The sequence below is a fragment of the Mesorhizobium sp. Root695 genome (assembly GCF_001428185.1).
Lineage (GTDB): Bacteria > Pseudomonadota > Alphaproteobacteria > Rhizobiales > Rhizobiaceae > Mesorhizobium.
In genome coordinates this window covers 264,688-277,839 of the sequence record NZ_LMHO01000023.1, presented here as the reverse complement: position 1 = coordinate 277,839, position 13,152 = coordinate 264,688, and the positions used below count along the sequence as shown (strand labels likewise).

Annotated in this window: 14 protein-coding genes; 9 read left to right on the top strand and 5 right to left on the bottom strand. The window is 60.0% G+C overall.

What is annotated here, in order from left to right; genetic code table 11:
- Positions 1-15 precede the first annotated feature (15 nt).
- The 3 genes from ASD99_RS20355 to ASD99_RS20345 all read right to left on the bottom strand — a co-directional run bounded on the left by ASD99_RS20355 (position 16) and on the right by ASD99_RS20345 (position 2,433).
- Positions 16-1,044 (bottom strand): DUF692 domain-containing protein, encoded by a 1,029-nt coding sequence (locus ASD99_RS20355; RefSeq protein ID WP_056594629.1) that lies wholly within the window; start codon positions 1,042-1,044, stop codon positions 16-18.
- Positions 1,045-1,089: 45 nt separating this feature from the next.
- Positions 1,090-1,359 carry a DUF2282 domain-containing protein gene (locus tag ASD99_RS20350; RefSeq protein WP_056594632.1) on the bottom strand — a complete coding sequence of 90 codons (270 nt, stop codon included), beginning with the start codon at positions 1,357-1,359 and terminating at the stop codon, positions 1,090-1,092.
- 231 nt (positions 1,360-1,590) lie between these two features.
- Positions 1,591-2,433 (bottom strand): patatin-like phospholipase family protein, encoded by an 843-nt coding sequence (locus ASD99_RS20345; RefSeq protein ID WP_057144698.1) that lies wholly within the window; start codon positions 2,431-2,433, stop codon positions 1,591-1,593.
- Positions 2,434-2,766: 333 nt separating this feature from the next.
- On the opposite strand from ASD99_RS20345, the gene ASD99_RS34860 reads away from it, so the two are divergent.
- From ASD99_RS34860 to ASD99_RS20320, 5 genes are all read left to right on the top strand, one after another.
- On the top strand, positions 2,767-2,925 hold the full coding sequence (locus tag ASD99_RS34860; RefSeq protein ID WP_244483005.1) for a hypothetical protein: 159 nt from the start codon (positions 2,767-2,769) through the stop codon (positions 2,923-2,925).
- Positions 2,926-3,170: 245 nt separating this feature from the next.
- The gene (locus tag ASD99_RS20335) at positions 3,171-4,085 is read left to right on the top strand and encodes a LysR family transcriptional regulator (RefSeq protein WP_056594637.1); all 915 of its coding nucleotides are present in this window, start codon (positions 3,171-3,173) and stop codon (positions 4,083-4,085) included.
- Between the two features lie 194 nt (positions 4,086-4,279).
- Positions 4,280-4,762: a cupin domain-containing protein gene (locus ASD99_RS20330; RefSeq protein ID WP_056594641.1), complete on the top strand. Its 483-nt coding sequence runs from the start codon at positions 4,280-4,282 to the stop codon at positions 4,760-4,762.
- 92 nt (positions 4,763-4,854) lie between these two features.
- Positions 4,855-6,057 carry an MFS transporter gene (locus ASD99_RS20325; RefSeq protein WP_057144697.1) on the top strand — a complete coding sequence of 401 codons (1,203 nt, stop codon included), beginning with the start codon at positions 4,855-4,857 and terminating at the stop codon, positions 6,055-6,057.
- A 42-nt stretch (positions 6,058-6,099) separates the two neighbouring features.
- On the top strand, positions 6,100-6,564 hold the full coding sequence (locus ASD99_RS20320; RefSeq protein WP_056594647.1) for a DUF302 domain-containing protein: 465 nt from the start codon (positions 6,100-6,102) through the stop codon (positions 6,562-6,564).
- A 63-nt stretch (positions 6,565-6,627) separates the two neighbouring features.
- On the opposite strand, the gene ASD99_RS20315 is transcribed toward ASD99_RS20320, so the two are convergent.
- On the bottom strand, positions 6,628-7,512 hold the full coding sequence (locus tag ASD99_RS20315; RefSeq protein WP_244497828.1) for a LysR family transcriptional regulator: 885 nt from the start codon (positions 7,510-7,512) through the stop codon (positions 6,628-6,630).
- 305 nt (positions 7,513-7,817) lie between these two features.
- Here ASD99_RS20315 and ASD99_RS20310 point away from each other — a divergent pair, with 305 nt between their 5' ends.
- The 4 genes from ASD99_RS20310 (at position 7,818) to ASD99_RS20295 (ending at position 12,192) form a co-directional block, all read left to right on the top strand.
- The gene (locus tag ASD99_RS20310; protein WP_057144695.1) at positions 7,818-8,600 is read left to right on the top strand and encodes a 3-hydroxybutyrate dehydrogenase; all 783 of its coding nucleotides are present in this window, start codon (positions 7,818-7,820) and stop codon (positions 8,598-8,600) included.
- 26 nt (positions 8,601-8,626) lie between these two features.
- Positions 8,627-9,766, top strand: coding sequence for a patatin-like phospholipase family protein (locus ASD99_RS20305; RefSeq protein ID WP_082583360.1), 1,140 nt, complete (start codon positions 8,627-8,629; stop codon positions 9,764-9,766).
- Positions 9,767-9,808: 42 nt separating this feature from the next.
- Entirely contained in the window at positions 9,809-11,203 is a 1,395-nt protein-coding gene (locus tag ASD99_RS20300) for an NAD(P)/FAD-dependent oxidoreductase (RefSeq protein ID WP_082583359.1), read from the top strand.
- 284 nt (positions 11,204-11,487) lie between these two features.
- Positions 11,488-12,192 (top strand): peroxiredoxin-like family protein, encoded by a 705-nt coding sequence (locus ASD99_RS20295; protein WP_057144694.1) that lies wholly within the window; start codon positions 11,488-11,490, stop codon positions 12,190-12,192.
- Here the strand turns inward: ASD99_RS20295 and ASD99_RS20290 are convergent.
- Positions 12,176-13,081 carry a LysR family transcriptional regulator gene (locus tag ASD99_RS20290; protein WP_056594659.1) on the bottom strand — a complete coding sequence of 302 codons (906 nt, stop codon included), beginning with the start codon at positions 13,079-13,081 and terminating at the stop codon, positions 12,176-12,178. The two genes, ASD99_RS20295 and ASD99_RS20290, sit on opposite strands and share 17 nt — an antisense overlap.
- Positions 13,082-13,152: the final 71 nt, after the last annotated feature.

Here is a 13,152-nt window from a genome sequence, read left to right as displayed (position 1 = left end):
ATGGTCTGCAGATGTTCAAGCGGCAGCATGATATCCTCCCTCGATTGTCGGCAAGGCCATGTGCATGGCCGGTTTGGCTCTGGCAGCGGCAAATGCCGCAAGCACAGGCATGCTTGTCTGAGAGCTTTCGAAAGCCGGTAGCGTGTGCGCCGGCGGGGCCATAGTCGTGGCGATGTGCCGCGCGGCCTGCTTGCGGTTGAACATGACCGAAGCGGTGAGCATGTCGGCCCACATGGCTTCACCAAGCAGAACGTCGAGAACCGGCACATCGGTATCCCATTCGATCAGCGTAGGGCGCGGTCCAAGACTGGTGATGGCATGCTGGTAGAGGTGCCAGACAACTGGCGGCACGCGAGAGCCGTGGTCGTCGATAAGCACCGTGTCGCCGCCGACCTGATTGGTCGCGTGACCGGCAAGGTGAATTTCGCCGATGGCATCGGCAGGCAAAGCGTCGATGAAGGTCTTGGCGTCGTATTGGAGATTGTGCGCCGAAACCTGGACATTGTTGACGTCCAGAAGCAGGCCGCAGCCAGTTTGCGCCACCAGCCCAGCCAGAAATTCAGCTTCATTCATGGAGGAGTCCGCAAACGCGACATAGGCGGACAGGTTCTCGATCAGCACACGCCGCTTCAGCGTATCTTGGATGGTCGCTACATTGCGCGCCACGATCGCCAGCGCCTCTTCGTCATAGCGAAGCGGCAGCAGGTCATTGAGATAGGCTCCGTCGGCAACGCTCCAGGCAAGATGCTCCGAAACAAGATCAGGCTGGAACCGCTCGCAGACCTTGCGCAGCCTTTCCAGATGATCGCGGTCCACGCCTTGTGCGCTGCCCAGAGACAGGCCGACGCCATGCACCGACAGCGGATATATTTGGCGCAGCCGTTCAAGCGCCTCGACGGCGGCGCCGTCGCCCATATAGTTCTCGGCATGAACTTCGAGCCAGCCAGCGGAGGGTCTGCGGGTCAGCATCTCGCTGATGTGAGGAGAGCGCAGACCGATGCCAGCGGATGCCGGGATCGTGAGGGGCTGAAATGCACGGGACATCGGTCTGCTCCCTTCCAAAGGGGGTTGGCTTGAAGTCTGGGTCGGTCAGGCTTTCGGCTTGTCGCTGCCGCCGGTGATCTTGGCGCAGCTGCCGGCCGGCACGTAGAGCCAGGAGTCCGGCTGGTTGTCGGCGGTCGAGGTGCCGGCGCATGAATGCGTCGCAGTCTGGCAGTCGTTCTGGCCAGCCTTGACGACGCCATAGCACTTCTCGAACGAGAAGCTGGGCTGAGCGGCGGGGCCGCTATAGGCTGCAGTTGCAGCAAGCGAGGTGGCGGCCGCGAGGGCCGATCCGATGAGGGTCTTGGTGTTGATCACGGTCGTTTCTCCTGATTGCGTTTCGAGGGAAGACTGACCTAGCGGCCTGTCTGCAAACAGTGTCGTCGAACGTGCGATGAAGCTGAAATGCTGTCTCGGCATGGATTTGATACGCGGTCACTATGTTGAGGAGGATAACGTGCAAAAGCCCTCCGGCGGGGAACCGGAGGGCTTTGGCGCCTGCACTTCGTGAGCGGAGCGAAGCGGGCGCGGCTAGGCGGAGGGAGGCGCCTAGACGTATCGATTTTTGTTGTCGACGACCGAGCTTTCGCTCAAGGTTGGATGGTCGGCGAGAAGCCAGTCCTCGGCTCGCTGGCGACCGCGGTCACGCATGTCGGTCAATTCGCCCCAGTCGATCCAAGGCCTGGTAAACAAGGCAGCGCTTGTTCTGTGATGGCTGTCGAAGAGGATAGATCCAGAGTTCACGGCATTTGCGGCGAGGCAGTAAGCCGCACAAGGCGTCATGCACCCGGAGGGTTTGCCGCTGACAATGAGCCAATGCGCAGCCTCGATCGGCTGCACTGCTGGCAAGGTCGAAAAATCGCATTCGCCCCAATACGTATCGCCATCGATTTCCACGGGCGGGAATAGAAATGGGACTGTCGCCCCCGCCAAAATAGCGTCGATCGACAACTGGTCGCCGGAGAAAATCGTCACTGTGTCGGTGCGTGCATTTGAAGTCAGGATGTTGAGCTCCAACTGGCAGCTGTTTTTGTGCAACTCGGCAATGTCGATCGACTGTTCCAGGATCGATTTCAATGGATTGGCTGTCGCGGCCACAGACGTCCATGCGTGGCTGACGCGCCGCCAGAAATTGGTAAGCGCCGTCCTTGCCCCACGCCTGCCGCCCAAAGCCAGTCCGTAGGCAAGAACCGCCGCTTCTATGCCCCCGAAACCGGATGCGGTGATGCTGCGGAAGGAAAGACGAGGTTCATCCAGCAGACGATCGAGCACGCCCCAGACAAATGCGCCGTGTGCGTCGCTTGCCAGCGCAATGTCGATCAGCTGGCGGTCTTCCGTCGCGGGTCTCGCACCGGCAATGAAGGCTTGGTCGGTTGCGGCCTGGATTTGCATCTTTTGAGTCTCCTCCCGAAGAACGCCCGGCAAGGCGTTTGATGGAGACACTGCCGCATGATCCGCCATTGGCGAAATGCCAAGGTGGCATGAACTCCATAGGCAGATTGCATTGGCTGCAATCCCTCGCGCGGCGCAAGGTTGTGCCAGCTAGGCGAGGATCTTGCTTGGCGCGACGACGGTCGCTGGCAAGCCTTCAGCACAAGGAAGAGCGTGTCATGAGAATACGAACTGTCTGTGTGGGGTGTTCGCCTTCAGTCTTTTGGCCAGACGCGCATCCGCCGATGCCTTCAGCGATCTGGCGTCGCTGCCATCATTCATAGCGATGCCGGAATGAAAACGATGAAGCCGATGGCCTGTTTCAAGAAGGCCTGGCTGGCTGCGCCTCGGAAGGATCGGGACACGATGATGAAGATGTGCAATGACGCCGCCATGAGCAAGCCGCAAGCTGCGTTCTGCGCCAATGTATTGGCGCTTGGCGGCGCCAATTGAGCTGCTCCGGCCGCTAACCGCAGCCCCAGGGCTCGGGCAGCCAGGGATGATGTCAACGATGGCGAGCGGTTGGCCTGCCGTCCTCTTCGAAGGTGGTCAGCTGCTCCGCTACCCAATTTGTCCGTACCGCGTGCCATGACAGACCGCTATCGACTTTATAGCCGCAGTGCATTGGCGCCAAAGCGAGCCTTACGGCAGTCTCCGAAGCACGAACAGCCACGTCTGCAATTCGGGGACAAATCGGCATGGACATTCACCACATCCGCTACTTCCTGGCCGTGTGCGAGACGCGAAACTTCACGCGCGCAGGTGAAAAGTGCAACGTCACTCAGCCGGCGCTATCCCGCGCCATTCAGCAACTTGAGGAGGAGGTCGGAGGGCTACTGTTTCGCCGCGAACGAAGCTTGACCCACCTGACCGATCTAGGTGTGCTGCTTCGCCCCCGTTTTCAGCAGATCCTCGACGAACTGACTGGAGTGCGGCAGGAGGCATCAAGGTTCCTGTGCCTGGAGAACGCCAACCTTAAGGTCGGCGTCATGTGCACCATCGGCCCCCGTCGCTTCACCGGTCTGCTGACCGACTTTAACCGGCGTCAGCAGGGCATCCAGCTGCAACTGGTTGAGGGCGTCCCGGCATCACTCTCCCAACTTCTAGAGTCCGGCGAGATCGACGTCGCCATTATGGCGTCAAGCGACAGCTTTCCGGACCGCTTCGACGTCACACCGCTTTATCGCGAGCGCTTTGTCCTCGCCTTTCCAAACGGCCATCGGCTGGCCCGCAATGACAACGTGGCCATCTCCGAACTGGATGGTGAAAATTATCTCAGGCGGCTCAATTGCGAGTATCGCGATCACCTCGCGGGTCTGTGCACGGATCGGGGCGTGAAGCTCAGGATCTCCTATGCCAGCGAACGCGAGGACTGGATCCAGAATATGGTGTCGGGAGGACTGGGCATCTGCTTCATCCCGGAATTCAGTGCGGTGATTCCAGGGCTGCAGGTCCGTCCCGTGATTGATCCTGAGGTCTGGCGAGAAGTATCCCTGGTTGTCGTTGCGGGGCGCAGGTTCTCGCCTGCGGCATCGGCTTTCGTAAACAGCGTCAAGGCGTATGGCTGGCCTGAGAGCGCAATCGTCCAGGCCATCCAAAAGACCGCTGCCTGAAGCAAATCAAAGAATTAAGGGGTCGCACGTGGCAGTTTGCCGCGTGTGCCCCACATGCATTTGCGATGGTCCACGATAGTTTTCAGGTATCGATTTCAGAGCCAGTCAGCATTTCTCTTTTTGGATCGCTCCCGTCACTCTCCGCGTCATGCCCCGCCTCCCGCGTTTGGGCACCGACAAAGGAGAAATACAAGATGGCTACCAAAAAACTCACCCTTTCGTTTGCGGCAGGTCTGCTTTCGGCAACCGCTGCTTTTTCCTCTGCTCCAGCCTTCGCCGGCGACTGCCCCGCCGGACAGGCCGCCACGACCGACATCCAGGAACATCCCAGCAAGCCGATCGGCGTGACCGACACCGTTCTTTCGGCGATCGATCTCAGCCCGAAGGGCGAAGCCTGGAAGGGCAACATGCTGCGTCTGCGCAAGCTGGTCGTTCAGCCGGGCGGCGTGGTGCCGTGGCATGAGCACACGGTTCGCCCCGCTAACATTATCGTCGTCGAGGGCTCGATCACTGAATACGCCAGCACCTGCAAGGTCGGAATCGAGCACCCTGCTGGCGATGTGACCGCTGAGTTCGGCCAGCTCGCCCATTGGTGGAAGAACAACGGAAAGGTGCCCGCGGTGCTCTATTCCGCCGACGTCCTTCCGCCCGCGATGCACGACGACCACATGATGTGATCCGAACGTTTGGGCGGACAGTTCCCACACTCAGCAACCGAATGCGCGTCCTCAGGTAATCGCCTGGGGACGTCCGGCCACGGAGCCTCGTCATGACAACCAGTGAACAGACAGAAATGACGCCGCTGCACAACGTGGCCGCAGATAGTCGGCGCTTTGGCCTTGTTGCGCTGATCGCATTTCTTACGCTTGTCGATCTGTTCGCCACCCAGGCAATACTGCCGTCACTGGTGATAAAATTCGGCGTCAGCCGTGCAACTATGGGGTTCGCCGTCAACGCCAGCACGTTCGGCATGGCGGTGGCAGGTATCGCTGTTGCCCTCTTCGGGCGCGGCATCGATCGCCGCAATGGCATCTGGATCAGCTTGGCCATATTGGCGATCCCGACAACACTGCTTTCGCAGACCGACAGCATAGTCGTCTTTGCCCTCCTGCGCGTTGCGCAAGGCCTGTGCATGTCGACCGCGTTCACGCTGACAATGGCCTACCTGGCCGAACATTTCTCCGCACGGCAGACGACCAGTGCGCTCGCCGCCTATGTAACGGGCAATGTCGCCAGCAATTTCTTCGGACGACTGATGTCGGCCGCCGTCGCCGACACATTCGGCATCTCCACCAACTTTCTGACCTTCGCGGCTCTCAATTTGTCTGGCGCGGCGCTTGTCTGGTTCACGCTACAAAAGACTTCGGCAGCGATGCGCGTCGATACGGTCGGTCATTCTGCCCGCGCATCTTGGAAAGGCCCTCTGGAGAATGCCGAACTACGTGCTTGTTTCGCGATCGGCTTCCTGATCCTTTTCGTCTTCATAGGCACCTTCACCTATGTGAATTTCCAGCTTGTCGCCCCGCCGCTGTCGCTGTCACCGATGGCACTCGGACTGATCTATTTCGTCTTCCTGCCATCGATGCTGACCACGCCACTCGCCGGACGTGTGACGGCCGGTCTCGGCCCGAGGATTGGCATCGGTGCAACGCTTGCGATGGCAATCGTTGGGCTGCTGCTGTTGCTCACAACCAGCCTGCCGATCGTCCTTGCAGGGATGGCGCTGGTCGCCATGGGAACCTTCCTGGCGCAAGCGATAGCAACGGGACACGTCAGCCGGACCGCTTCGCGCGATCGCACCGCCGCGAGCGGCATCTACTTGGCCTCCTACTATGGGGGCGGGCTCGCTGGCAGCTTCGTCATCGGACAGATTTACGACCGGATCGGGTGGACGGCATGCGTGGCCGTGCTCGCCGCCTTCCTTGCCGGCGCCATCGCGGTGGCGCGCGTGCTGCAACCTCCAAAGACGTGACACCCAAGACCGAAAAATGACCATTCAACAAAGGAGACTGACATGACCAACTACCTCAAGACCATGATTGCTGGAGCCGCCCTACTGATAGCTGCCGCCATACCAGCCGCCGCTTCTGATGGCGTTGTCACGGTGAAGAGCGACTATTCCGTCACTGAGACCGTCGCCCGCATCAAGAAGGATGTCCTCAAGAAAGGCATCAAGTTCTTCGGCGTCATCGACCAGGCAAAGCTGGGCAAAAATGCCGGCAACGAAGTCAAGCCGTCGCGACTGGTGATGTTCGGCAACCCGGCCCTCGGGACAACCTTCATCACATCCAATCCCGAAGCCGGTCTCGACTGGCCGGTGCGCGTGCTCGTCTATCAGACTGCGGATGGCGCGGTTTACGCCGCCTATAGCGACTTCGACTGGATCGCCAAGCGTCATGGCATCACCGACCGCGCCCCGCAGTTCAAGATGGCAACCGAGGTCATCCAGTCGGTGACCTCGACAATCAGGAAGAACTGAGCGTGGGCATGTGCCGGAGATCCATCACTCTGGCATGGGAAAGAACGTGTTTGCGCGCAGAGGCTATTCAGCGGCGGACAACGCCTTTGCACGCTCGCCGAACCACTTCTTCTGCGTGGCCTCGCGCACGAGTGCGCCAACCGCCGGCGAATGCCTGCGGCCGCGCACCGTGACGAGATTGACCTCGCGCCAGAATTCCGGATCGGTGATCGGCAACGGCACCACTCCGGGGTGCTTGGCGGTATGCTCAGGCATGAATCCGAAACCAAGCCCGGCGGCGATCATTGCGAGTGTCCAATCGTCACGATCGCTCCAGTAAACGGGACTGACGGTGACGCCCTGCGAGGCAAGAATGGCATCGGCATAACCGGCAAATTCACAGTTGTTGCGGTGGATGTAGGTCTCATTGCTCATATCCGTCACCCGCACGCTGCGCTGGTTGGCCAGGCGATGGTTCAGATGAACTGCCATCACCATCTGTTCCTGGAACAACGGCAAGGAGTGAACCTCCTCATCGGGCACGTTTGACGGCAACGCGTAAATTGCTGCCTCGAGATCTCCCCCGAGCAGTCGTTTGCGCAAGCTCGGTGCATCGGCATCGCAAAGATGAAGCTCCACGCCCGGATGGTGCGTTCGCACGGACGAGATGAGCTCGATGATTTCATCCGGAGCAATCGTGCTCATGATGCCGACCCGGAGAGGCGTTTTCTTCAGGTGCACGTATTGCTCGGCGATCTGCTTTGCCTGCCTGGAGTTCTCGAAAACGCCTTCGAGATAGGTCTCGACCATGCGACCGAGTTCAGTCAGATGGGTGAAGCGCCGTTCACGGTGAAAAAGCGCGCCGCCGAACTCATCTTCGAGCAACTTGATCGCGCGTGACAGTGCCGGCTGCGTAACGTTGCACAGCTCGGCCGCCCTGGTGAAATTCATTTCCTTGGCGACGGCCAAGAAATACCTGACCGGGCTGATCTCCACTGCACGCTCCCCCAGCGGCTGGCATACGGCACGACCCGCATTGCCCGGTGATCTTACTAGTTGCCCCAACGTCAAACAACCCGATCCGGCATTGAAAACCCAGGCGACAGATTGACGATCTGACGGTCGGCTATCGAATCCATGTCTCAACGGCATTTCCGCTGTCCCGAGCCAGCCGCCATACTTGGCCCCAGAAGTCGAGACCCGGGTGCTAAGGCCCGTTGCTAGCAGCCCTTTGCAGGCCATTTCGGCCGCAGCTTCAACCGAAGGAAACAACGATGCTCAGAGGAAAGACGGCACTGATCACAGGCTCGACCAGCGGCATCGGCCAAGGCATTGCCGACGCCTTCGCAGCGAAGGGCTGCAACATCATTCTGAACGGCTTCGGCGATCCCGGTGCGATCGAGTCGCTGAGGGCAAAGCTTGCCGCGAACCATGGTGTGACTGTTTGCTACGACGGCGCGGACATGAGCAATGGCAGCGCGATCACCGCGATGATGGACAAGGCAATCGCCGAGTTCGGCGCAGTAGACATCCTCGTCAACAATGCCGGCATCCAGCATGTCGCGCCGATCGACGACTTTCCGATCGAGAAATTCGAGGCGGTCGTGGCGATCGATCTCATGTCGTCCTTCTACACGATCCGGCGCGCGCTGCAGGGCATGAAAGAGCGCAAATGGGGTCGCATCATCAATGTTGCATCTGCCCACGCGCTCGTCGCTTCACCGTATAAATCCGCTTACGTCGCTGCCAAGCACGGGGTCGCCGGTCTGACCAAGACGGTCGCGCTTGAAGTCGCTGAGCAAGGCATCACCGTCAACGCGGTGTGCCCAGGATACGTCCTCACCCCATTGGTCGAAAAGCAGATACCCGACACAGCCAAGGCACGCGGGATCACGGAAGAACAGGTGATCAAGGACGTGCTCCTGGCAGCCCAGCCAACCAAACAGTTCGTGACTGTAGCTGAGGTAGCGGCGCTCTGCCTGTTCCTGGCCTCAGAGGATGCGGCTTCGATCACCGGCGCGATCATGCCGATCGAAGGCGGCTGGACCGCCCATTGAATCCGGCAACGAGGAGCTGAACAACCATGAACAAGATCACCAGAAATCCTTCGGCGTCGGAACCTGTGCAAGCGGCCGCCAGTGTGCGACAGACCGTGCTGGTCCTGCAGGGCGGCGGCGCGCTGGGCGCGTATCAGGCCGGCGTCTACCAGGCGATGGTCGAAGGCGGTATCGAGCCGGACTGGGTGATTGGCACCTCGATCGGCGCAATTAACGCCGCGCTCATTGCCGGGAACGAACCACAAGACCGCCTGCCAAGACTGCGCGAATTCTGGGATGGCGTCGGTCGCAGCAGTCCGCTCGACGAGTTCTTCCGGATGATGGTTCCAAGCAACATTTTTGCCAATATGGGCACGGTGATACGTGGCATACCGGGATTCTTCGAGCCCAACCCAATCGCAATGTTCGGGGTCAATCGCGAAGTGGGTGTGGAGAATGCATCCTACTACACCACCGATCCGCTGAAGCGGACGCTAAACAACCTTATCGACTTCGATTGCCTCAACCGCCGTTACACGCGGCTGACAGTCGGCGCTGTCAACGTCAACACCAGCGAACTCAAATATTTCGATAGCAGCCTGATGCCGTTGTCGGTGGCCCATATCATGGCGTCGGGCGCCTTGCCGCCGGCTTTCCCGGCAGTCTGCATCGACGGCGAGCCCTACTGGGATGGCGGCATCTATTCGAACACGCCTATCGAGGTCGTGCTGGACGAGCGTCCGCGGCGCGACGCGCTGATCTTCGCCGTCAACATGTGGCAACCGCGCGCCACTGAACCGAAATCGATCTGGCAGGTCATGGGCCGGCAGAAGGATCTTCAATACGCCAGCCGCGGACGTAGCCACGTCGCCCGCCAGGAGCAACTGCATCGTTTGCGCCACGTCGTGCGCGAAATGGGAAAGTTGGTCCCTGAAGAGCGGCGCGAGGATCTAATGTTCAAGGAGCTTGCGGCCTACGGCTGTCCGTCGGTCATGCATCTTGTGCGGCTGCTGTCACCGCGCCTCGACGGAGAGGATCACACCAAGGATATCGACTTTACCCGCGCAGGCATTCGCACCCGCTGGGAGGCCGGATACGAGCACGGGCAACGCGTCCTCTTGGAGAAGCCGTGGGAATGCGACGTCGACCTGCTCCAGGGCATCGTTATTCACGAATCGCAAGAGTGAGTTGTTCCAGCGGCGAGCCCGAGGAAAAGACGGAGACTACCGATGCAGATCATCACTCCTGGGATGCGGCTGGTTCCGGAAGCCGTGCTCGCCAACGACGCCGCGCTTTTACGCACGATACCAGAGACGCCATCCCACGCCGACAGTTCACGGCATCGCGTAGTCATCGTCGGCGGAGGTGCCGGTGGACTCGAGTTGGCAACACGGCTCGGCAGGAAATTCGGCAAGCGGCGGCTTTCCATAACGCTCGTCGATCGCAATCGCACACATGTCTGGAAGCCACTTCTGCACGAGGTGGCGTCCGGTGCGTTGAACCCGTCGAGCGATGCGGTGGAATACATCGCACATGCCAACAGGCACCACTATCGCTACCGGATCGGTGAAGTCGTCGGCATTGACCGCGCCAAGCGCCAGGTTTTTGTGGCGCCGAGCTTCGACGACGACGGCAGACGGATCATTCCGCCGCGGGTGTTGGGCTACGACACGCTGGTGCTGGCCGTGGGCAGCGTCAGCAACGATTTCGGGACGCCGGGGGCGGCGCGTCACGCCATTGCGCTCGACACGACCGGTCAGGCCTCCCGTTTCAACAAGCGCATGATCGACGCCTGCCTGCGTGCGAACGCCCAATACGAGAAGCTTTCACCAGGCCAACTCCATTGCGTCATCGTTGGCGCCGGGGCCACCGGCGTTGAACTGGCCGCCGAGTTGCATAAGTCGATGCGAGAAATCGCCTCGCACAATCTCGACAACATCGATTTCGAAAGGCTGATCCGCATCACCATCGTCGAGGCAGAACCGCGCATCCTGCCGGCTTTGCCGGAACACCTTGCGCGCTCTTCCGCGCGCCGGCTTGTCGATCTCGGCGTCCAGATCCGATGCGGCATAAAGGTCACCGAAGTGACAGAAGACGGTATCAGGCTTGGCGAGAAGCTGTTCGTGCCAGCTGAACTCGTCGTATGGTCCGCGGGGATAAAGGCGCCGGATTTTCTGAAGCAACTCGATGGCCTCGATACGGATCGCATCAACCGCCTGGTCGTGGATGAGACGCTGCGGGCCATGGGAGACGAAAACGTGTTTGCGATCGGCGACTGCGCGCGTTGTGTGTTGCCCGGCAGCGAAGATCCCTTGCCGCCGCGCGCCCAGACGGCCCATCAGCAAGCCGATCATATGGTCAAGGTGATTGCGGCACGCCTCGAAGGGCAGGAGGCGCCGGCGTTCCGTTACCGCGACTACGGTTCTCTCGTTTCACTGGCCGACTACGGCACCTTTGGCAGCCTGGTGGGCGGACTGAAGGTCGAGGGTTTTCTTTCCCGGCTGATGTATCATTCGCTCTACAAGATGCATCTCAAGGCGGTGCACGGGACCTTCAAGACCATGCGGGATACGATCGTGGGAATCCTGTCGCACCGCACCAAACTGCGGGTCAAATTGCATTGAATCTCGATAGGCCGGGACGGTGGAAAAATATGATGTCGCGATCCTCGGTGGCGGTGGTGCAGGGATGGCTGTGACAGTAGCCACACGCGATGCCTGGATGCCGCTTTCAGACTTCCGCTTCGGAAGTCTGGATATCTGATGTAACGATTCGAGCCGCAATACCCAACAGAAGATGAATCCGCATAGCTTCGATGCACGCAGGGCATCGACTCCATGCAAGAAAAGCATGGCCGTGCCCGTGGGGCTTCAATGTTAGGCTGCATGGAAATTGCGAAGGTGCAGAAATGGCCGCCGACGACCAGCCAATGACATTTGAACAGTCCGTCCAGGCTGCCATCGAACTCGATGCACCTCTCAACGAGAGGCTGGCGGTGATCGCGAGCGCAGTGCGCCGACTGAACTCGGAGTTCGCTGACGCGGTTGACCGGCTCGTGGCGCGCCTCAAGGAACAGGGAGCTGGTGCAAGTGCTCCCGCCCCCGGCGATGTTATGCCCGCATTCCTGTTGCCTGATGACGAGGGCAGACTCGTGAGCCTATCTGAAATCCTTAGCCACGGGCCGGCCGTCATTACCTTTCAGCGCGGACATTGGTGTCCCTATTGTCGCCTGAATGCGATCGGCATCGTCGAAGCCCAACAAGAGATTTCGACGCTGCGCGGCCAAGTCGTGGTGATCATGCCGGAGCGGCGCAAATTCGCAAAGGCAATGAAGGCCTCGGTTGGTGCTCAGTTTCCTTTCCTGACGGATATCGACAATGGCTACGCCTTGTCCCTCAACCTGGCGATCTGGGTGGGAGCCGAGATGGAGCGGTTGATGGGCCTCGGCCTCGATCTGCCGAACTATCAGGGCAACAGCAGCTGGTTCCTGCCGATCCCTGCTACTTTCGTCGTTGGAACTGATGGCATCATCACAGATCGGTTCGTCGATCCCGACTATCGTCGGCGGATGGACATCGACGACTTGATCGCGGCGCTCAGGCGGGCTCGCTGACGCCAAATGTCGACCAGTCGGTCGATCGCAGGAGGTTGAGGAGCGTCACGGCCACCTGCGAGCGATGTCGGCCGGCGACTGCGTAGACGGCGACGATCCGAGAAACATCCAGATCACGCAGCTTGAGTCTGCGGACGTTGGGCGAGCGGGGTGCGGTCATCGAGACAAAGCCAACGCCTGCATTGGCTTCCAGCAGCGCCAGCAAATCCTGGTCGGTTTCAACCTCATGTGTGGTGCGAGGCGTAATCCCTTTTGCCGAGAGACCGCGCGACAGATCTTCGCTCGTTTCCCAGTCGATCCGACTGAGCACGGGTTCTGCGGCTAACTGGCTCAGCGCTACATCCGCTTCGTTTCGGCGGGCAAGAGGGTGATCGGAGTTCACGACGAGCTCGATCCCCTCCTGGAAAAGCGGCCACGTGTCGAGCCGATCCCAAGCCTGTCCCAGCGGACCGGCAACCGCCAGTTCGACCTCGCCGTTCTTTAGGGCGTCGATGACAGCGGTCGGGGAACCGCGACTGATCTTGAGATGCACCCCAGGGTAGGCTCGGAAAAGCTCGGTGAAGGGAGAGACCAGCAGCGCTATGTTGACGCTGTTGGAAATGGTTACGTTGAGTGGGGCGACGTCACTGCTTTGCACGGCCTTTGCGAGAGATTTTGCGGAGGTCGCAGCATCGTAACATTGTTGCAGCAGGGGCAGCATGCGCCGGCCAAGCTCGGTCAGATGGGAATGCTGGCGCTCGCGACGAAGCAACTCACCGCCCAACTCGTCTTCGAGGGTCTTGATTGCGCGAGTCAGGGCCGGCTGCGTGACATTGCACTCTTCCGCTGCTCGGGTGAAATTTAGCGTGTTGGACAGGGCCAGAAAATAGCGGACCTGCTGCATCTCCATGAATTTTCGCCCCCTCAGCGAAATGATCTATCAGCGATGGTGCATATTCGAAGATTAACGCAATAAATCGT